Source organism: Alteriqipengyuania abyssalis (assembly GCF_019857185.1).
Taxonomy (GTDB): Bacteria; Pseudomonadota; Alphaproteobacteria; order Sphingomonadales; family Sphingomonadaceae; genus Alteriqipengyuania; species Alteriqipengyuania abyssalis.
Genome location: NZ_JAHWXP010000001.1, coordinates 708471 through 728044, shown reverse-complemented (window position 1 = coordinate 728044; position 19574 = coordinate 708471). Strand labels below are relative to the sequence as shown.

The 19574-nt window shown below is 65.9% G+C and carries 21 protein-coding genes and 1 tRNA gene; 3 read left to right on the top strand and 19 right to left on the bottom strand.

Annotation, left to right across the window (positions count from 1 at the left end; genetic code table 11):
* Positions 1-45: 45 nt before the first annotated feature.
* Positions 46-1218, bottom strand: coding sequence for an SPOR domain-containing protein (locus KYN89_RS03595; protein ID WP_222823830.1), 1173 nt, complete (start codon positions 1216-1218; stop codon positions 46-48).
* A gap of 10 nt (positions 1219-1228) precedes the next feature.
* Complete coding sequence (locus tag KYN89_RS03590) at positions 1229-2248, bottom strand: lytic murein transglycosylase (RefSeq protein WP_222823829.1); 1020 nt, start codon at positions 2246-2248, stop codon at positions 1229-1231.
* A 116-nt stretch (positions 2249-2364) separates the two neighbouring features.
* Between KYN89_RS03590 and KYN89_RS03585 the strand changes: the two genes are divergently transcribed.
* Positions 2365-2454 (top strand) — tRNA-Ser (locus KYN89_RS03585).
* Between the two features lie 127 nt (positions 2455-2581).
* A complete protein-coding gene (locus KYN89_RS03580) occupies positions 2582-2737 on the top strand; it encodes a DUF1328 domain-containing protein (protein ID WP_222823828.1) in 156 nt (51 codons plus the stop codon).
* Between the two features lie 30 nt (positions 2738-2767).
* On the opposite strand, the gene KYN89_RS03575 is transcribed toward KYN89_RS03580, so the two are convergent.
* The 6 genes from KYN89_RS03575 to KYN89_RS03550 all read right to left on the bottom strand — a co-directional run bounded on the left by KYN89_RS03575 (position 2768) and on the right by KYN89_RS03550 (position 7335).
* Entirely contained in the window at positions 2768-2959 is a 192-nt protein-coding gene (locus KYN89_RS03575; protein WP_222823827.1) for a hypothetical protein, read from the bottom strand.
* A 31-nt stretch (positions 2960-2990) separates the two neighbouring features.
* Complete coding sequence (gene lpdA, locus KYN89_RS03570; RefSeq protein ID WP_054524375.1) at positions 2991-4403, bottom strand: dihydrolipoyl dehydrogenase; 1413 nt, start codon at positions 4401-4403, stop codon at positions 2991-2993.
* 160 nt (positions 4404-4563) lie between these two features.
* Positions 4564-4983: an acyl-CoA thioesterase gene (locus KYN89_RS03565; RefSeq protein WP_429699537.1), complete on the bottom strand. Its 420-nt coding sequence runs from the start codon at positions 4981-4983 to the stop codon at positions 4564-4566.
* 89 nt (positions 4984-5072) lie between these two features.
* Positions 5073-5444 carry an endonuclease domain-containing protein gene (locus tag KYN89_RS03560; RefSeq protein ID WP_222823826.1) on the bottom strand — a complete coding sequence of 124 codons (372 nt, stop codon included), beginning with the start codon at positions 5442-5444 and terminating at the stop codon, positions 5073-5075.
* A gap of 83 nt (positions 5445-5527) precedes the next feature.
* Positions 5528-6028: an SH3 domain-containing protein gene (locus tag KYN89_RS03555; protein WP_222823825.1), complete on the bottom strand. Its 501-nt coding sequence runs from the start codon at positions 6026-6028 to the stop codon at positions 5528-5530.
* The gene (locus KYN89_RS03550; protein ID WP_222823824.1) at positions 6025-7335 is read right to left on the bottom strand and encodes a pyruvate dehydrogenase complex dihydrolipoamide acetyltransferase; all 1311 of its coding nucleotides are present in this window, start codon (positions 7333-7335) and stop codon (positions 6025-6027) included. The genes KYN89_RS03555 and KYN89_RS03550 overlap by 4 nt, the downstream gene beginning before the upstream one ends.
* A gap of 170 nt (positions 7336-7505) precedes the next feature.
* Between KYN89_RS03550 and KYN89_RS03545 the strand changes: the two genes are divergently transcribed.
* Positions 7506-7964 (top strand): universal stress protein, encoded by a 459-nt coding sequence (locus tag KYN89_RS03545; RefSeq protein WP_222823823.1) that lies wholly within the window; start codon positions 7506-7508, stop codon positions 7962-7964.
* Positions 7965-7988: 24 nt separating this feature from the next.
* Here KYN89_RS03545 and KYN89_RS03540 read toward each other — a convergent pair whose 3' ends face one another.
* The 11 genes from KYN89_RS03540 to radA form a co-directional block, all read right to left on the bottom strand.
* The gene (locus KYN89_RS03540) at positions 7989-8504 is read right to left on the bottom strand and encodes a peroxiredoxin-like family protein (protein WP_222823822.1); all 516 of its coding nucleotides are present in this window, start codon (positions 8502-8504) and stop codon (positions 7989-7991) included.
* A 59-nt stretch (positions 8505-8563) separates the two neighbouring features.
* Positions 8564-10918, bottom strand: coding sequence for a ribonuclease R (gene rnr, locus KYN89_RS03535; protein ID WP_222823821.1), 2355 nt, complete (start codon positions 10916-10918; stop codon positions 8564-8566).
* Between the two features lie 83 nt (positions 10919-11001).
* A complete protein-coding gene (locus KYN89_RS03530; protein WP_222823820.1) occupies positions 11002-11538 on the bottom strand; it encodes a DUF805 domain-containing protein in 537 nt (178 codons plus the stop codon).
* Between the two features lie 19 nt (positions 11539-11557).
* Positions 11558-13102 carry a proline--tRNA ligase gene (proS, locus tag KYN89_RS03525; protein WP_222823819.1) on the bottom strand — a complete coding sequence of 515 codons (1545 nt, stop codon included), beginning with the start codon at positions 13100-13102 and terminating at the stop codon, positions 11558-11560.
* 84 nt (positions 13103-13186) lie between these two features.
* On the bottom strand, positions 13187-13780 hold the full coding sequence (locus tag KYN89_RS03520; protein WP_222823818.1) for a hypothetical protein: 594 nt from the start codon (positions 13778-13780) through the stop codon (positions 13187-13189).
* Positions 13781-13818: 38 nt separating this feature from the next.
* Positions 13819-14427 carry a polyhydroxyalkanoate synthesis repressor PhaR gene (phaR, locus tag KYN89_RS03515; protein ID WP_082400385.1) on the bottom strand — a complete coding sequence of 203 codons (609 nt, stop codon included), beginning with the start codon at positions 14425-14427 and terminating at the stop codon, positions 13819-13821.
* The gene (gene alr, locus KYN89_RS03510) at positions 14427-15524 is read right to left on the bottom strand and encodes an alanine racemase (RefSeq protein WP_222823817.1); all 1098 of its coding nucleotides are present in this window, start codon (positions 15522-15524) and stop codon (positions 14427-14429) included. Before alr ends, phaR begins: the two co-directional genes overlap by 1 nt.
* A complete protein-coding gene (locus tag KYN89_RS03505) occupies positions 15521-17155 on the bottom strand; it encodes an MFS transporter (protein ID WP_222823816.1) in 1635 nt (544 codons plus the stop codon). Before KYN89_RS03505 ends, alr begins: the two co-directional genes overlap by 4 nt.
* Before the next feature lie 34 nt (positions 17156-17189).
* Positions 17190-17618: an iron-sulfur cluster assembly scaffold protein gene (locus tag KYN89_RS03500; protein WP_054527370.1), complete on the bottom strand. Its 429-nt coding sequence runs from the start codon at positions 17616-17618 to the stop codon at positions 17190-17192.
* Positions 17615-18166: a CvpA family protein gene (locus tag KYN89_RS03495; protein WP_054524363.1), complete on the bottom strand. Its 552-nt coding sequence runs from the start codon at positions 18164-18166 to the stop codon at positions 17615-17617. The genes KYN89_RS03500 and KYN89_RS03495 overlap by 4 nt, the downstream gene beginning before the upstream one ends.
* A 25-nt stretch (positions 18167-18191) precedes the next feature.
* Positions 18192-19556 carry a DNA repair protein RadA gene (radA, locus tag KYN89_RS03490; protein WP_222823815.1) on the bottom strand — a complete coding sequence of 455 codons (1365 nt, stop codon included), beginning with the start codon at positions 19554-19556 and terminating at the stop codon, positions 18192-18194.
* Positions 19557-19574 lie beyond the last annotated feature (18 nt).

Genomic DNA, 19574 nt, shown 5'->3' with positions numbered 1-19574 from the left:
CTCCTGCTACGGCGAGTTTGCGCCGTCGGGGGACTGGCGCAGCCGCTATTCGCTCGTGTCTATGAAGGCGTCCCTATAGCCGACCCGGCGCGCGCTGGCGAGGGCGGCATCGGCTTCTCCACGGGTCGCGAACGGCCCCGTGCGCACGCGGTAGAAGCGGCCCGACTGGACCACGAATCCGCCCAGCTTGTCGGCCGCTTCGATCGCATTGTTCTTGCTGGAGAATGATGCGACCTGGATGACGTAACGTCCACGCCTGGCGGTCGATTGCGTCGTCCGCGCAGGTACTGAGCGCGTGACGGGCGGCGAAGGTGCAGCCCGCGCCGGTGGCGGCGCGGCGCGCGGCGCAGGGGCCGGGCGCGGCGTTTCCATCCGAGCGACCTCGACCGGTGCCGGACGCCCTGCCCCGGTCGGCGTCTCCCCGATCGGGGCGAGCGCGTAGCGGGTCGGCGCCGCCGGAGCGGGCGCAGGAGCAGGCGGCAGCGTCTCATATTCCTCGAATGCGTCGGCGACCGCACTGGAGGGGCCCGGGTCGACCTCGGCGAAGGTCGTGTCGAATTCCCGCTCCACCGTGCGGTAATCGGTGTCGGCAGCGCCGCTGGTTCTTGCCGAGGTGCTGCGCGCGTCGGCTCGCGCAAGGCTGACCGATCCGGTGGCAGGCAATTGCTTGCGCAGCACCGCCAGCAGCGTGTCGGGCGTATCGAGCCGCGATCCGGCAGGCTGGCCGGAGCGCAGGGCCGCGCGTTCGTATTCCGGCGGATTGACCCGGCGAACCCGAATCGGAGCGCCGTCGCCCGCGCCCAGTTCCTGCGCGGCACCGGGCGACAGGCCGAGAATCCGGCTCGACGTCATCGGCCCGCGCCGTTCCGCACGCGCCAGGATGGTGCGCCCGGTGTCGAGCGAGGTCAGCTCGACATAGCTCGGCAGCGGCAGGGTCTTGTGCGAAATGGTGATGCCCGGCCCGGCTGCGTCATCGATCGTCGCATAGCCGACCGCATCGTAGCTGAGCACGTCTGCCGGGGTGTAGGTCTGGCCGTCGACCACATAAGGCTCGCCCAGCACCTGCGGGTAATCCGCCTGCGGGCCGTTGATCGCACCGACAGGAGTCGGCGCGGCGCGATCGACCGCGTAGTAATCCGCGTTGGGCGCCAGATCGCCGCCCCCTCCCCCGCCCGAACAGGCGGAAAGGCCGGCAATCAGACCAAACGCAATTCCCAAAATCCGGAGGTTACCGGGCAATCTCATCGGCTAGCAGCCCCACACTCATGGCGTAGTAATTGGAGCAGTTATATTCGAGGATAACGCGATAATTTGAGGTTAACAGCCACGCAGGAGTTCCCGGCCCGTCGGGCTGGAACAGGCTGGCGAGCGTGCCCGGTGGCAGGCTGCGATGCGGCGCAACGCCCAGCGCGCGCCATTCCTCCACCGTCTTCCACTGGCTGTGGCGTTCGTGCACGCGCGGGCATACCGGGGCGACCAGTTCGGTGCGGTAGGCATCGACATCGAAGCCCGAGGGCACGCTTGCGCCCACCCCCCACGGAATTCCGGGCCGCCAACCCGCATCCTGGAAATAGCGCGCGATCGAGGCCATCGTGTCGGCCTGGTTGGTGAAGATGTTCGCCATCCCGTCACCATCGCCATCGGTGGCGAGGCGCAGATAGACGCTCGGCAGGAATTGCGGATTGCCGAAGGCACCCGCCCAGCTGCCGACCAGCCGCTCGCGCGAATAGCCCTTGTCCGCCACCTTCAGCAGCGCGATAAATTCGCTCTCGAACAGCTCGCGCCGCCGCCCTTCCCACGCCAGCGTGGCGAGCGAGCGGGCGAGGTCGAAATTGCCGCGATAGCCGCCGTAATTGGTCTCGTGCCCCCAGATCGCGATGATGATCTCGGGCGGCACGCCGTATTGCTGGCGGATGCGATCGTGGAGATAGGTTGTCTCGTTGTAGACCGAGCGCCCGCCGCCGATCCGCGCATTGTCGACGTGACGGTCCAGATAGGGCCGCAGCGGCGGATAACCGGGCGACGAGGACGAGCCGGGCTGCGATTGGTCGAGCTCGATCACGCGCGGGTTGGGCGTGAGGTCCGAGGTCATCCGCCGGATTGTATCCTCGCTCACCCCCTGGGCACGCGCCTTGGCGATGACCAACTGCATGTAGGCATCGAACGGCATGTCCTGCGCGGCGGCAGGGGTTGCGGCAAGCGCGGCGAAACACGCGGCGAGAGGGAGGAGGGAGCGGCGCAAACTCATGCCGGTATCTGTGTCACACCGTGCATGACTCGCCAATGACTTAGATGGTGTGGAATTACCCGGCGTGCCGGAGAGTGACAAACGCGCGATGAAGCGTTAGCCGACATTCCCAGTGCGGACAGGTGGCCGAGTGGTTTAAGGCAGCGGTCTTGAAAACCGCCGTGGGTTTACGCTCACCGTGGGTTCGAATCCCACCCTGTCCGCCATTTCCCCCTCCGCCTCGCCGATCCGCTGTGGCGTTTTCTTGCATAACAAATGTTTAGAGCGGCACCGCACGCGCCCGTCCGGCATATGGGCTAGGTTCAATGCAAGGTTCTACCAAGGGGAAACCAAATGCTTCGCTGGGCTATCATCTTCCTGATTATCGCACTGGTCGCCGCCGTACTCGGCTTCGGGGGAATCGCGGGCGTATCGTCCAACATCGCCTGGATCCTGTTCGTCATTTTCCTGGTGCTGGCGGTGATCGCGTTCCTGCGTCGGAACGTCTGACCCTGCTTTAATGCAAGACCGGCGGCGCGATCAGTCAGGCTGATCGTGCCGTTTGTCTTTCCGGACCAGCGATTGCGCATCGCGCTCGCTCTCCGGGTAGTCTTCGGGCTTCGCGGAGCCTTGGTTCATCAGCGCGCGATGTTCGCGCGTGATTTCGCTGTCGTTCTTGCCATCGGGCTTGTCGCCGCGCGGCGGCGTGCTGCTCTTTTCCTGTTCGCTCATGCCCTACCAACGGGCGAGAGGCCCGCAGGTTTCAGATGTGCAGCGCGCGTCCGTAGCTGGCCAGCACGCTCTCGTGCATCGACTCAGAGATCGTCGGGTGCGGGAATACCGTCTGCATCAGTTCGGCCTCCGTGGTCTCCAGCGTCTTGCCGACGACGAAGCCCTGGATCATCTCGGTCACTTCGGCGCCGACCATGTGCGCACCCAGCAGTTCGCCGGTCTTGGCGTCGAACACGGTCTTGGTGAAGCCTTCCGCCTCGCCCAGCGCGATCGCCTTGCCGTTGCCGATGAAGGGGAAGGTGCCCGCCTTCACGTCGTAGCCGGCTTCCTTCGCCTTTTCCTCGGTCAGGCCGACCGATGCGATCTGCGGGTGGCAGTAGGTGCAGCCCGGGATGTTGCGACGGTCGAGCGGGTGCGGATGGACATCCTTGTTGCCCAGCTCCTGCGCGATCGCCTCGGCCGCGGTCACGCCCTCATGGCTCGCCTTGTGCGCCAGCCACGGGCCGGGCGTGCAGTCGCCGATCGCCCACAGGCCCTTGCTCTTGGTGCGGCCATAGGGGTCGATCTGGATGAAGCCCTTCTCCATCTCGGCCAGCTTTTCCAGGCCGATATTCTCGGTATTGGGCACGATCCCGATGGCGGTGATGCAGTGCGAGAATTCGCTCTCCGAAACCTTGCCGTCCTTGTCCTTGATCTTGGCCTTCACGCCCTTGCCGTCCGCCTTGATGTCTTCGACACCCGCGCCGGTCATGATCGTGATGCCCTGCTTGGTCAGGCTCTTGTGGAGGAAGGCGGAGACGTCCTTGTCCTCCACCGGCACGATCCGGTCGAGCATTTCGACCACGGTCACATCCACGCCCATGTCGTTGTAGAAGCTGGCGAATTCGATGCCGATCGCGCCCGATCCGATGACCAGCAGTTTCTTCGGCATTTCCTTGGGCGTCATCGCGTGGCGATAGGTCCAGATCCGCTCTCCATCCGCCTTGGCGAAGGGCAGGTCGCGCGCGCGGGCACCGGTGGCGACGATGACGTGCTTCGCCTCCAGCTTTTCCTCACCCTTCTCGCCCTTCACGGTCAGGCTGGTGGGGCCGGTCAGCTTGCCCTCGCCCATATGCACCGCGATCTTGTTCTTCTTCATCAGCCCGGTGACGCCCTTGTTGAGCTGGGCTGCGACGCCGCGGCTGCGCTTCACCACCGCGTCCAGATCGGCCTCGATCTCGCCTGCGATCTTCAGCCCGTAATCCTTGGCGTTCTGCGCGTAGTGCAGGATTTCCGCCGAGCGCAGCAGCGCCTTGGTCGGGATGCAGCCCCAGTTGAGGCAGATACCGCCCAGCAGCTCGCGCTCCACGATGGCGACCTTCAGCCCCAGCTGCGCGCCCCGGATCGCCGCGACATAGCCGCCCGGCCCGCTGCCCAGCACGATAAGGTCGTATTTCTCAGCCATCGAATCCTCTTTTCAGTTCACTGCCCTGACACACCTGACACACAGTCCAGGGACCGAAAAATCAGGGGCCGCACGGGCGGCCACGATCGGGCGCTTAAGGGAGAAGGTCATGGCGGTCACGCTCCCACCATGGCCAGTTGCACAGGTGTAGGACAGGCCTTCACCCATCATTGTTCGACGCATGGCCTGCGGCAGGCTGCGCGGCTGCGCCCTGCATCCGCACCGGGCGCGGTTTGCCGTCGTCGTCCGCCAGCACGAACACGAAGGTGCCCTTGCACACCAGCTTGGTCTCCTCGCCATGGCGCGCGCGGGCGATGCCCTCTGCGGCGATGGTGATCGAGGTGTTTCCCTCTTTCAAAATCTCGCAATAGACATTGAGCTCGTCGCCCAGCGCCATCGCGCCGGGAAAGGCGAAGTCGGTGGCCGAGACCACCACGGCCTTGCCCTGCCCTTCGCGACTGGCGAGCGAGCCTGCGCCGAGCGCCATCTGGCTCATCAGCCACCCGCCGAACACGCCCCCATAGGGGTTCATGTCGGTCGGCATCGCGGTGACGCGGATCTGGGGTTGGGGGTTGGTCAAAGGGCTTCCCCCCCCTCTCCTTCCCACGCGCTGACGCGCGCGGGCCCCTTCCTCTCCCGCAAGGGGAGAGGAGATATTGGGGCGATCGATCATAGCCCCTCTCCCCTTGCGGGAGAGGGGTTGGGGAGAGGGGGTTCCAGCGCCGCAAGAATCGTTACCAGAACACCGTCCTCATTCTCCAAAACCTCGTTGTTCCAAAAGCGCATGATACGGAATCCCTGTGCACCAAGCCACTCGTCGCGGGCTGCATCGCGCGCGCTGTCTGCATGTTGCGACCCATCGACCTCGACGATCAGGCGCGCTTCGAGACACGCAAAATCGGCAATGTAGGGCCCGATGGGCTGTTGGCGTCTGAACTTCCAGCCACTCAGTCGCGTGGCCCGAAGGCGGCTCCAGAGTTGACGTTCCGCATCGGTGGGGGCGTGCCGCATTTCCTTCGCGTGAGAGAGCGTATGCGTCATGCCCCCTCCCCTTCCCACGCGCTGACGCGCGCGGGCCTCTTCCTCTCCCGCGAGGGGGAAGGAGAGTTTAGGCGCTTCCACCATCACCCCGCGGTGACGTTCACATATTTCGCTTCGACCCAGCCCTGCGCGCAGGGGCCGGTGTAGTTGCGCGGTGTGTCGAGCGTTTCGTCGACCTGGCAATCCTTGCCCTCGTCGCCCTTGTCGTAGACCACGCCGAACCAGTCGCCATCTTCCGAGCAGATGTGCACGCCCTGCCCGGGATCGAGCCGGTCGCGTTCCTTGACCTGCGTGCTGGGGGCGTCGCGGACGGAGAGGTAGGTCTCGCCGCCGGACTCCAGATCGTAGACCTCGCCATAGCTGGCGCAGGAATCCATGTTCGGGCCCTTCAACCCCACGCGGATCGGCTTGGGAATCGGGCCGTCATAGGGCGCAGGCTCGCTCTGGGCAGGCACCGCGACATCGGCAGGGGCCTGCGTGGTGACCTGCGGCGCGGGCTCTTCCGCGGTTCCGTCGGCAGGCGCCCGCTCGCACGCGGCGAGCGAGAGACCCAGCGTGGCAATCGTGGCGAGTGCAATCCTCACAGCATCATTCCCATCGGTTGTTCGCACATCTGCTTGAACGCTTCCATCAGCTGCGCGCCTTCCGCGCCGTCGATCGCGCGGTGATCGAAGCTGCCGCTGGCGGTCATGATGGTGGCGGGCGCAATCTGGCCGTCGATCACCCACGGGCGCTGCTCGCCCGCGCCGACCGCCATGATCATGCCCTGCGGCGGGTTGATGACCGCGTCGAACTGCTTGATCCCGAACATGCCGAGGTTGGAAATGCTGGCGGTGCCGCCCTGATATTCGTGCGGCTGCAGCTTGCCCTCGCGCGCCTTGCCCGCGAGTTCCTTCATCTCGGTCGCAATTTCGGCGAGGCTCTTGCGATCCGCGCCGCGAATGATCGGCGTGATCAGCCCCTTGGGCGAAGCAACCGCGACGCTGATGTCCGCTCGCTGGTAGCGGTGGAGCGTGTCGCCCTGGAAGCTGACATGCGCCTGCGGGGTGCGCATCAGCGCCTTGGCCAGCGCCTTGATCAGCAGATCGTTGACGGAGAGCTTCACGCCCTCGGCCTCGAGCATCTTGTTGAGATCGGCACGCGCGGCGAGCAGCGCGTCGAGGTTGATGTCCACGCTGAGGTAGTAGTGCGGCACTTCCTGCTTGGCAGCGGTAAGCCGCTTGGCGACGACCTTGCGCACGCCGGAGACCTTCTCCTCCTCGAACGGCGCATCGCCATCCATCGAGACATTGGCAGACCCTGCAACCGCGCCGGGCTTCGCTTCGTTCGCCGGACGACCGCCCTCGGCACCTTCGACGTCCGCCTTCACGATCCGGCCGTGCGGGCCGCTGCCCTTGACGTCGCTGAGGTCGAGACCCTTCTGATCGGCGATGCGGCGCGCAAGCGGCGAAGCGAAGATACGCTCCCCGTCATTCTTTGGCGCAGGCGGGGCCTTCTGCGGCTCGGCGCTCTCGCGCGGCTGTGCCTTGGCCGGTTCGGCCGGGGCCTCGCTCTTCTTCTTGTCAGAGTCGTCGGCCTCGGTTTCTTCGGCCTTCTTCGCTTCGGGCTTGTCGCCCGGCGCAGCCTTCGCCGCGTCTTCCACGCTTTCGCCATCGGCGGCGAGCATGGCGATCACGGTGCCGACGGCCACGCCCTCGGTCCCCTCGTCGATTTCGATCGAGGCGATGGTGCCTTCGTCGACCGCTTCGAACTCCATCGTCGCCTTGTCGGTCTCGATCTCGGCGAGCAGGTCGCCGGCGGCCACGCTGTCACCCACCTTGACCAGCCAGCGGGCAAGCGTGCCCTCCTCCATGGTCGGCGAAAGCGCGGGCATCTTGATCGGAGTGGGCATAAATGGCGTGTCCTGCGGTTGCGTCAGCTTTGCGTCTGGCGGGAGATTGGCCCCCGCCGTAGCGGCACGGTGTGCGTCTTGCGCCGCTTTGGCCAATTTGATTGGCGGGGGCAAGCACCTTGCCCTACCACACGATCTGTGCCCAATGCTGGCCTCAGGGAGATATCCGAATGGGCAAATATCTGGTCATTATCGACGAAACCGAAGAGGCGCGAAAAGCGCTGCGTTTCGCGATGCACTGGGCGCAGTCGAGCGGGGGATCGGTGCAGATCCTCGCGATCGTCCAGCCGCAGAATTTCAACGCCTTCGGCGGCGTGCAGGCGACCATCGAGGAAGAAGCGCGCGACCGCGCCGAAGCGATCGCGACCAGCGCGGCGGGCAATGTCTTTTCCGAAAGCGGCAAGATGCCCGCGATCGCGGTGAAGGTGGGCGAAGCGAGCCGGATCGTGCGCGACTATCTGGCCGACCACCCCGACGTGCTCGCGCTGGTGCTGGGCGCAGGCACCGATGGCGCGCCGGGGCCGCTGGTGACGCACTTCTCCGCCCATTCGGGTTCCCTGCCCTGCCCGCTGGTGATCCTGCCCGGCGCGATGCCGATGGAGGATATCGAGCGGATCGCGAGCGCGTAAGGGAGCGGTCAACGCCATCGCTGCCTAGCTCGCGGTGCCGCGCACCGGATAATCGTTCTCCAGCACGAACTGGATCGCGCTGAGCATTTCGTCGAGCGGCGGGCGCGCGAAGGGCGCGCTCTGCACTTCCTCGAAATAGAGCGTGCCGTCGGGCTTGATCAGGAACAGGCCGGGTTCGGAAAACCGCTCCGGCTCGTCGCTATCTTCGCGCTTTTCGGAGATGAACAGGCCCCACTCGCGCGCCTGGTCTTCCGGCAGGCCCAGCGCCAGAGGCAGGTCGTGGGTATCCCATTCCTCGTGGGTGACCATAGCCCGCTCGCGGCTGTCCATCGAGATTGCGAAGGGCGTGACGCCCAGCGCGGTGAATTTGTCGAGCTTGCCGCCCAGCTCTTCCAGATAGCGCTTGCAGATCGGGCAGTGCTTGCCGCGATAGAACACAAGCATGGTGAAGTTTTTGGGGCTCTGCTTGGAGAGCTGGAAGCGCGCGCCGATGGTCAGTTCAAGATCGAGATCGGGCACGCTCTGGCCGGGGGTAAGCATGGGCAAGGTACTCCTTTGCCCATGCGAACGGTGCGAGCGGTGGCGCGTTCCGCCTGCCGCTACTTCTTGCCGCGCCCCTGGTGGCGAATATTGCCCGGCCTGCCGCGCTTGCCGACCTGGTGCTTGCCCGCCTTGTCCTTCCGGGCGGTGTCCTTGTGCGGGCCGCCCTTCTTCGGGCCATCCTTGCGCGGCCCCTTTGGCCCGCTGCGCAGCGGACGCCCTTCGCGCGCTTTGGACGCATCGCCGCCCGGCACTTCGAAGCGCAGCGCGCCGGTCAGCGCATTGGCCTCGACCAGCTTCATCTTGAGCCGCTGTCCGGTCTCGTACCGCGTGCCGCTGTCCGCGCCGATCAGCGCCTTGGCCGCTTCGTCGAAGTGGAAATACTCGTCGCCGATGGTGGAGATCGGGACCAGCCCATCGCCGCCCAGCCCCACGATGGTGGCGAAGAAGCCGAAGTTCTGCACGCCGGTGATCCGTGTCTCGAAGGTCTCGCCCACGCGGCCTGCAAGCCACGCGGCGACATAGCGGTCGATCGTATCGCGCTCCGCCTCCATCGCCCGGCGCTCGGTCCGGCTGATCGCCTCGCTGATCTTGCCCATATCTCTGCGGTCGACATCGCTCAGCCCGCTGCTCTCGGGCAGTTTGCTCTTAGGTTTGGGCTGTTCCAGCTTGAACGCATCGACCAGCGCGCGGTGCACCAGCAGGTCGGCATAGCGGCGGATCGGCGAGGTGAAGTGCGCGTAGCTGCCCAGCGAGAGGCCGAAGTGCCCCTGATTGTCCGGCCCGTAATAGGCCTGCGTCTGCGTGCGCAGCACCGCCTCCATCAGCAGCGCCTTCTCCTGCTCGTCGCTGACATCCTTCAGGAAGCGGTTGAACAGCGTGGGCGTGATGACCTGACCCATGGCCAGCTTCATATCCAGCGTGCCGAGATATTCCTTCAGCGCGAGCAGCTTCTCGCGGCTCGGCTGTTCGTGGACGCGGTAGACCACGGGCGAGTTCTTGTTCTCGAGCGCCTTCGCCGCCGCGACATTGGCCGCGATCATGAACTCCTCGACCACGCGGTGCGCATCGAGCCGTTCGCGGATCGCGATTTCCTTGATCCCGCCTTCTTCGTCGAGGATCACACGCCGTTCGGGCAGGTCGAGGTCGAGCGGGTCGCGTGCCTCGCGTGCCTTCCACAGCGCTCCCCAGGCTTTCCACAGGTTGTCCAGCTTTTCGTCCCCGGCCGACTCGTCGATCCGCCGCTGCGCTTCCTCATAGGCGATCACCTCCGCAATGCGCACGATCGCACGGGTGAAACGCCAGTCGAGCAGCTTGCCCTTGGCCGAAATCCGCAGGTGACAGACCATCGCCGCGCGGTCCTCGTCCGCGCGCAGCGAGCAGACGTCGGCGGAGAGCACTTCGGGCAGCATCGGCACGACGCGGTCGGGGAAATAGACCGAGTTGCCGCGCTTGCGCGCTTCCTTGTCGAGCGCGCTGCCGGGGCGGACATAGTGCGAGACATCGGCGATCGCGATGATCGCGCGAAAGCCGCCTTCGTTATCCTGCGCTGTGTCGGGTTCGGCCCAGATCGCATCGTCGTGGTCGCGCGCATCCGCCGGGTCGATCGCGATGATCGGCACGTGGCGCAGGTCTTCGCGCGTATCGGCGGACACCGGCAGCTTCGCCGCCAGCTGCGCCTCGTCGAGCACTTCCTGCGGGAAGACATGCGGGATACCCTGCTTGGCGATCGCGATCATGGAAAAGCTGTTGGGGGCGAGCGGATCGCCCAGAACTTCGGTCACCCGCACGCCCGCCCGCGGGCCGCGCCCGGTCGGCTCGGCGGCGACGAGCTGGCCTTCCTCGGCCGTGCCGACATCGGAGATGGGCGAGGAATTGCGCACCTTCTTGTCCACCGGCGCGAGCCAGAACTTGCCGCGTCCGTCCTTCTCGACCACGCCGATCAGGCCCTCGGTCTGCTGGGCGAGCTTCTTCATCGGATGCGCGCGCCAGCCGCGCGGCGTCTCTTCCGTCCGCGCAAGCACCCGGTCGCCGACCTTAAGCGCGGGCATGCCCTTCGAGCCTCTTCCGCGCGATTTCTCGATGATGGTCAGGCGTGGCGGCTTGGCGCCGTCGTCGGGCTCCCACTTCTCGGGCACCGCGATCGGGTCGCCATCGTCCAGCTCGACCACGCGCAGCACGGTAACCTTTGGCAGGCCGCCCATCCGGTGGAAGGCGGTCTTCTTGCCGTCGATCAGGCCTTCCTCGGCCATATCCTTCAGCAACTTCTTGAGCGCGATCTTCTCCTGCCCCTTGAGGCCGAAGGCGCGCGCGATTTCTCGCTTGCCGACCGTGCTGTCAGACGTTTCGATGAATTCGAGGACCTGCTTCTGGGTGGGCAGTCCTTTGGGGAGGTTCTTTGCGCGTTTGGCCATATCATGGCTCTAAACGCATGGGAGGGGCGGTACTATCCCGCACACGCACCCTGCCCCCGGATCAATCGCCGATGCGATAGAGGTCAGTTGGCGTTCTTGCTCGGAATAAGCCCGCACACGATCACCACCAGATAGCCAGCATAGGCCACCAGACCGAGGCCGGAACTGCTTTCTCTCACCAATTGCGCATCTCCGGTCGTCATCGCGGCGCGCAAGGCGTCCACCCCAGCCAAATTCGCATAAGAGGCGACAACCGTCGTCAACACCGGGATGATCGCGATCAGCACGGGCAGGCCCGCATCGCGCAGGCGGCGCACGAAGGAGGCGATCAGCAGGAACAGGCCGATCAGAGAGATTGCCACCCCGATCCACGCCTGCGTTTCCGCGCTGCCAGCCATGTAGCGCATCATGTCTGCCTGAATCTGCTCCTGCTCGATGCCAACTGCACCGGCCTGCATCGCGCTGCCCATCGATCCGACGAGAAAGACGATGCCGGAGATCATGCTGAGGCCGAAGACCACGACGGCAATCAGCAGCACCCACCACCAGAACAGCGAGCGGCTGTCGCGGCCTGCAAAGTTGGTCAGGTTCGCAAACCCGTGCCTGAGTGCCTCGCCCATGAAATCCCCCTCGCTCTGATCAGTATGCCCGCGCGACGTAGACCCGCTCGACCGCAGGCTCGCCGGTGAAGATGCAGGTGCCGTCTGCGGGCGTCGCGTCGCGCGGCACGTTGCGCACGGTCAGCTTCTGATCCTTCAGCTTCTCGACCACCTGCTCCAGCGCATCGCCGGTCGGCTTGGCCCACTGTACTTCGACCCAGCCGGGATACTTGCCGTTATTGGCGAAGAACTCGACAACGCCGTCCCAGCTGTCGATCCCGGTCGCGATATTCGCGTCGCGGCGTTCGGCAGCCTCGGTAAACAGCGACTGCTGGATGTCGCCGAGCAGGCCCGGAATCGTCTCACCCGCACTCTCACGGGTCGGGGCCTGCGAGTTGAGCTTGCCCGTTTCCATATCCCACAGATTGTCGCGGCGGATCAGCGTGACGACGCCGTTCTCCATGTCGCGCCCGCCGACCTCGACGATCACCGGCGCGCCCTTGCGCACCCAGTCCCACCGCTTCTGCGCGGGCTTGCCGGGCTTGGTGTCGAGCAGCACGCGGACGGGTTCGCCCAGCGCCTGCTGCCCGGCGAGCGTGGCGCGCAGGCCTTCGCAATATTCGATCAGCGCGGCATCGTCGTCGTTGCCGCGCAGCATCGGCAGGATCACGACCTGCCACGGGGCGAGCTTGGGCGGCACGCGCAGCCCGTCATCGTCGCCGTGGGTCATGATGATGCCGCCGATCAGCCGGGTGGAGACGCCCCAGCTGGTGGTGTGTGCGAACTGCTCGCCGCCTTCCTGCGCCTGATACTTGATGCCCGATGCCTTGGCGAAATTTGTGCCGAGGTAGTGGCTGGTGCCCGCCTGCAGCGCCTTGCCGTCCTGCATCATCGCCTCGATCGACCAGGTCTCGACCGCGCCGGGAAAACGCTCGTGCTCGGGCTTTTCGCCCGCGATCACCGGCAGCGCGAGGTCTTCCTCGGCCATCGCGCGGTAGACTTCGAGCATGGTCAGCGTGTGGTCCTTCGCCTCTTCGGGCGTGGCATGCGCGGTGTGCCCTTCCTGCCAGAGGAATTCGCTGGTGCGCAGGAACATGCGTGTGCGCATTTCCCAGCGGACGACGTTGGCCCACTGGTTGAGCTTCAATGGCAGATCGCGCCAGCTCTGCACCCAGCGCGCCATCGCGTCGCCGATGATCGTTTCCGACGTGGGCCGCACCACCAGCGGCTCTTCCAGCTTGGCCTCGGGATCGGGGATCAGCCCGCCCTTCCCGTCCGCGATCAGGCGGTGGTGGGTGACGACCGCCATTTCCTTGGCGAAACCTTCGACATGGTCCGCCTCACGCTCGAAATTGGAGAGCGGGATGAACAGCGGGAAATAGGCGTTGTCGTGCCCGGTCGCCTTGATCCGGTCGTCGAGCAGGCGCTGGATGCGTTCCCAGATGCCATAGCCCCACGGCTTGATGACCATGCACCCGCGCACGCCCGATTCCTCGGCCATCTGCCCTTCGGCAATGGCGGCCTGATACCAGGCGGCGAAATCGTCTTCGCGTTTGACGGAAAGGGCGTGACGGATTGCGGGCACGGTGATGGCGTCCTGTTGACTGCGTGATCGGTAGGGCAGGCTCGATAGGCGAGGCATCGGTCCGCGCCAAGCCTTCGACCGGCGTTATTCGGCAGCCGGGCAGTGGAGGAAGCCGGTCATGACTTCCTTGAAGGTGGCCTGCGGGTCGAAACCCTCCGGGGCGCTCCCCTCGTTGCCCATGAATGCGCCGAGCCCGTGGCGCGACATGTAGCGCGGCTGATAGGTCGGCGGGCCGAGTGCGGCGATCGCACTGCACAGCGCGCCCAGTTCCTCCGCATCGTCGGCAATGTGGCCGACCGTTTCGGACAGCTTCGCCTGTTGCGCCTCTTCGAGATCGCCGAACGCGCTCATCTGCGCGACCATCACCGCCTGATGCGCTGTCCGGTCGGACACGCGGCGCATGTCGTAGCGGCCATAGACCCCGCCCAGCGCAAACAGCCTGGCCGCATCGTCCCACTCCTCGCGCGCGATACAGGCGGCCGCGCCGCGGTAGAGGTCGACCGGATTATAGGCGGGCCTTGCCTGATCGATCGGGATGCAGCCGATATCGTTCGGGCTCTCGAGGTCGCCCTCCATCTGGTAGTTGCGGATCACCGGCCCGTCGTTCTGCGCGCCGACTGGCCCGGCAGGCATTGCCACGATGAGCAGCGCGCCCATCGCCATCGATATTCCTCGCATCAACGATCCCTTCCCGTGCTGAGCGGGCAGGTGTCGCGCTACTTGCCCAGCTCGTCGAGCTTTTTCTGCATCGCGGCCATCTGGTCGCGCATCGAGGCGAGTTCCTGCGCGGTCTCGTCCGACGGGCTTTCGGCGCGCGGTGCTTTCTTGCCTGCGCCGGCCTGCCCGGTGAAGGCGTCGGTCGCGGCGCGCATCATCGCCAGGTTGGTCTCGGCCATCTTGGCGAAGGGATTGCCCGCCATGCCGCTCTGCCAAGCCTCGGCGATCTTCGCCTGGTTGGCGCGGAAATTGGCCATGCTCGCTTCGAGATAGCTGGGCATCATCGACTGCATCGAATTGCCGTACATCGAGATCAGATCGCGCAGGAAGCTGACCGGCAGGATGTGTTCGCCATTGGCCTCTTCCTCGACGATGATCTGGGTCAGGATGGAATGGGTGATGTCATCCCCGCTCTTCGCGTCGACGACCGTGAATTCCAGGCCCTCGCGGGTCATCTTCGCCAGGTCTTCGAGCGTGATGTAGCTTGAGGAATGGGTGTTGTAGAGTCGCCGGTTGGCGTATTTCTTGATGACGATCGTGTCGCCCTCGGTGTATTTCTTGTTAGGCATGAAGAGTGCCGGGCTCCAGTACTGAATGCTGCGCAGCATCAGGCCTTAGCATTTGCAGCATCGCTTGGGCAATGCGCCTTGACGCTACGTTCGAACCGGTGGCCGAGCGTGGTCAGCAATTCATACTGCGACAGGCCGGAATGCTGCGCAGCATCGGGCAGGTGGTACGGCACGTCGAGCCAGTCACCCACGCCCAGATCGGGCGCCTCCGCAAGGTCCACCACCACCATGTCCATAGAGACCTTGCCCAGCAGGCGCAGCGTGCGGCCCTGGTGGCGCAGGAAACCCTTCGCGCCCCAGCTGCGCAGGAAACCGTCGGCATAGCCGAGCGAGACGGTGCCGACGCGCATCGGCCCGCTGGCGGTGAATTCCCGGTTGTAGCCGACCGCATCACCCGCTTCGAGACGGCGGACATGGATGATCGCGGCCTGCGGGAAGGCGACCTGGCGGATGTGACCGGCAAGATCGGGCGTCGGCACCCCGCCATAGAGCGCAAGGCCCGGACGGGTGAGGTCGCAGGAATAATCGCGCCCCAGCGCAATCCCCGCGCTGTTGGCAAGGCTCGTTTCGCGGTGCGGCAACAGCGCCTGCGCGGCGCGGAACGCGGCCAGCTGGTGGCCATTGGCCGCCGAGTGCTCTTCCGCCGAGGACAGGTGCGACATCAGCACCTCGACATCGAGCCGGGCGAGCAGCGGGTCGCTCAGCTCGGTGGGGGCGAGGCCCAGCCGGTTGATCCCGGTATCGACCATCAGGTTGCACGTGGCCCCTCCGGCATCGAGCCACACCTTCGCCTGATGGAGCGAGTTGATCACCGGGCGCACCCCGGTCGCGATTGCATAGCGTGCTTCCTCGCCGGTCATCACGCCGTGCAGCACCGCGACCTGCTGCGGTGCGACATGGTCCAGCACGGGGGCGACCTCGCTCCAGTGCGCGACGAAGAAATCGCGCGCGCCTGCCTCGACCAGCGCAGGCACGCAATTGTGCGTACCCAGACCGTAGCAATCCGCCTTGACCGCCGCGCCCGCCCGCGCAGTGCCCGACAGCTTGTCGAGCGCGCGCCAGTTATGCGCCAGTGCGGTGGTGTCGATCGCGAGGCGGAGCGTCCGGGGCGGCGGAGTTTGCGGGTGCGTGTTCACGCATCCCCGAAATCACGTGGCGGCCCGCTCGGCAAGCCCCACCATGCGACAAGCAGGCCGAAAGCGACCACGATCCACGTATACCATAGGCCTGCGTAGATATCCCCGCTGCGCGCGACGATGATCCCCGCGATCAGCGGCAGGAACCCGCCGAGGTAGCCCGCGCCGATGTGATAGGGGATCGACATCGAGGAATAGCGGATCTGCGGCGGAAACATCTCGGTCAGCAGTGCCGCCACCGATCCGTAGGTCAGCGCGGAGAGCATCCCCATCACCAGCAGCAGGCCGACAATGCCGAGGATATTCGCTATCGGCGGCACCTGCGTGCTGAAATCGAAGCCCTTGGCGGTCAAGGCTTCGCGCACGCCGTCGCGCAGCGCTGGCCCTTGCGCGAACAGGGCCGGGTCGAGCGGCTGCGCCTCTCCGCCCACGGACAGCCCCAGCGCCCCGCCCTCACGCAACTCGTAGCGCACGCCGCTGGAAGTCAGCGCGTCGAGCAGCTTGCCGCAATCGGTCTGTTCGCGACCGAACAGTTCGGCGAAGGGGTCGGGTGTGCAGTTCTGGCCGGTCACCACCACCGGCGTCCGCTCGGCTGCGGCGGAGAGGCCCGGATTGGCGAGATGGCCCATCCCCCAGAAGACCGGGAACAGCAGGGCGAGCGACAGCCCGGCACCCAGAATGATCGGCAGCTTGCGCCCGATTTTGTCAGACCAGCGGCCGATGACGAGATAGAAGCTCATCGAAATCAGCCCGCCTGCGAGCAGCATCCATTCGACCACGCTCTCGTCCACCCGCATCGGCCCGCGCAGGAAGGACAGGCTGCTGAAGAAGGCGGTGTACCAGATCGTGGTCAGCACCCCGGTGATGCCGAAGAGCGCGACGAAGATGCGCTTCTTGTTACCCGGATAGGTAAAGCTCTCGATGAAGGGATTGCCGCTGGTCTCGCCTGCCTCCTTCATCGCCTTGAACACCGGGCTTTCGGACAGTTTGAGGCGCATCCAAAGCGAGATGGCGAGCAGGATGATCGACAGCAGGAAGGGCACGCGCCAGCCCCAGGCGGCGAAGTCCTCTGCCGGGATCAGCCAGCGACAGGTCAGCACCACGATGATCGACAGCACGAAGCCGCCGACCACGCTCGCCTGAATGAAGCTGGTGTAGAATCCGCGCTTTTCGGGCGGAGCGTGTTCCGCGACATAGATCGCTGCACCGCCATATTCGCCGCCCAGCGCGAGGCCCTGCAGGATGCGGAAGCCGATCACGATGATCGGTGCGGCAATCCCGATGGTCGCCGCGTCGGGGATCAGGCCGACCCCGGCGGTGGCGATGCCCATAAGGGTCACGGTGACGAGGAAGGTATATTTGCGCCCCAGCTTGTCGCCCAGAAAGCCGAACAGGATCGCGCCCAGCGGACGAAAGCCGAAGCCGACCGCGAAGCCCGCCCACACCAGCAGGATCTGCAGGGTCTCGTTACCGCTGGGGAAGAATGCCGCGCCGATCAGCCCGGCGAGCGTGCCGTAGATGAAGAAATCGTACCATTCGAAGATCGTCCCAGCCGAACTGGCGGCGATGACGAGCCGGATTTCCTTGTCGGTCGGCTCACGGTTGGCCGATGCTGCGGCGGACGCGCTCATATTCCGATTTTCCCCTCCGTTTTATGGAGTTGGTCTAACGCGGCTGCGCGGCCTTGCAAAGCGCGTCTGTCGCCGCTCGCCAGGGGAGCAGGATCGCGCCGTGCCGTCCGGGGAAGGCGCGTGCGGGTTCCAGCACGGCGAAGCCCGGCCAGTCTGGGAGCTGTGCGTTCTCATCCGCCAGCCATGCCTCGATTTCCTTGAGGCTGGCGAGCATGTCTTCCGCCGTGCGGCCCTGCGCCGCTTGCGCGAACACCGCCGCCGCCGCCTGCCCGATCGCGCAGGCCGATACGGCCAAGCCCAGCGCCTCCACCCGATCTTCGGCGTCGAGCGCCAGGTCGAGCGTCAGCGTGCCGCCGCAGGTGCGCGAGCGTACTTCTGCGCTGGCATCGGGCGCGGACAGGCGCGGATAACCGGCCAGCGAGACCGCGAGCGAGAGGATTTCGGGCGTGTAGAGCTTGGTCACTGGCTGGCGGTATCGGCGGTCACGGGGCCGCTATCCTCCGACCGAGCCCGGCGCACTTCGGCGCGGCGATCGTGGATATAGCCGACCAGCGCTTCGCTGCCCGCGTTGATCGAGGGGTAGGTGCGCGCGGTAACGATCCAGTTCGGGCGGCCCTCTTCGCCCCAGACCGTATCGTAGCCGAGCACCAGCAGCGCAAAGCCGATCACCACAATGATCGCGCCCTTCACCGCGCCGAAACCGAAGCCGAGCACCCGGTCGAGCGGGCCGAGCAGCGAATCGCGCGCTCTGGTGCCGACCATCGATGCGATCAGCTTGACCGCGCCGAAGGGGATCAGCAGCAGCAGCGCGAAGGCGACGATCGCGGCGGTGGTCGCCGAGCCGACCTGCGGTTCGAGCAGCGCCTGCACCTGCGTGTGGAACTGCCGGATCGCAAGCAGCGCGAGAATCCACGCGGCGAGCGAGAGCATTTCCTGAACGAAGCCGCGCATGAAGCCGCCCGCAGCGGCCACCGCGACGATCAGCAGCACGATGATGTCGAACCCGGTCATAGAATTTCAGCCTAGCACGCCATTGCTATCGCATCACGCGATCCACCAGTTGCGATAGCTGCCTTATTCCGTCGAATTGAATGCCGCGTGAAGCCTTTTCTTCCATGAAAGGGCCCTGCGCGCTCGAAAAACCGAGCTTGGCCGCCTCGCGCAGCCGCAACCCGCCATGGGCGACGGGGCGGATTTCGCCGGCGAGCGAGACTTCACCGAACCAGACCGAGCGATCCTTCAGGGGCCGGTCGGCAAGCGCGGAGACCAGTGCTGCGGCCACCGCCAGATCCGCCGCAGGGTCCGCCAGCCGGTATCCGCCCGCGACGTTGAGATAGACCTCCGCCGCGCTAAAGTTGAGGCCGCAGCGCGATTCGAGCACCGCCAGCAGCATCGCAAGGCGGCCATTGTCCCACCCCACCACCGCGCGGCGCGGGGTCGCGCCCGATTGCAGCCGCACGATCAGCGCCTGAATCTCGACCAGCACGGGCCGCGTGCCCTCCATCGCGGGGAACACCGCGCTGCCCGCGAGCGGCGCGTCGCGGCCGGAGAGGAACAGCATGGAGGGATTCTCGACCTCCTCCAGCCCCTCGGTCGCCATCGCGAACACGCCGATCTCGTCGACCGCGCCGAAGCGGTTCTTGAGTGCGCGCAGGATGCGGTACTGGTGGCTGCGTTCGCCCTCGAAGCTCATCACCACGTCGACCATGTGTTCGAGCACGCGGGGGCCAGCGATATTGCCGTCCTTGGTCACGTGGCCGACCAGCACCAGCGCGGTGCCGCGTTCCTTGGCGTAGCGGATCAGTTCGAACGCGCAGCCGCGCACCTGGCTGACCGTGCCCGGCGCACCCTCGATCGTGTCCGAATACATGGTCTGAATAGAATCTACGACCAGCAGGTCGGGCGCCTCGTCATGTCCGCCCAGCGTTGTCAGAATATCGCGCACATTGGTGCTCGAGGCGAGCCGGACCGGCGCGTCGGCCAGCCCCAATCGCTCCGCCCGCAGGCGCACCTGCGCCGACGCCTCTTCCCCGCTGACATAGACGACATCGCCGCCCTTGCGCGCGATCGCGCCCGCGGTTTGCAGCAGCAGGGTCGACTTGCCGATCCCCGGATCGCCGCCGATCAGGATCGCGGCCCCGGGCACCAGCCCGCCACCCAGCGCGCGGTCGAATTCCTTGAGGCCGGTGGTCGCCCGCTCGGGCGGCTTCACCGCATCGCTCAGCGAGACGAATTCGAGCCTGCGCCCCCCGCCAGATAGGTCGTGCTTCAGACTGAAAACGGTCGCGGGGGCATCCTCCACCAGCGTGTTCCATTCCGCGCAGTCCGGGCATTGTCCCTGCCAGCGCGGCGAGACACCGCCACATGCCTGACAGACATAGCGTTTCTTCGGCTTGGCCATGCCACCTCCTTAAGGCGG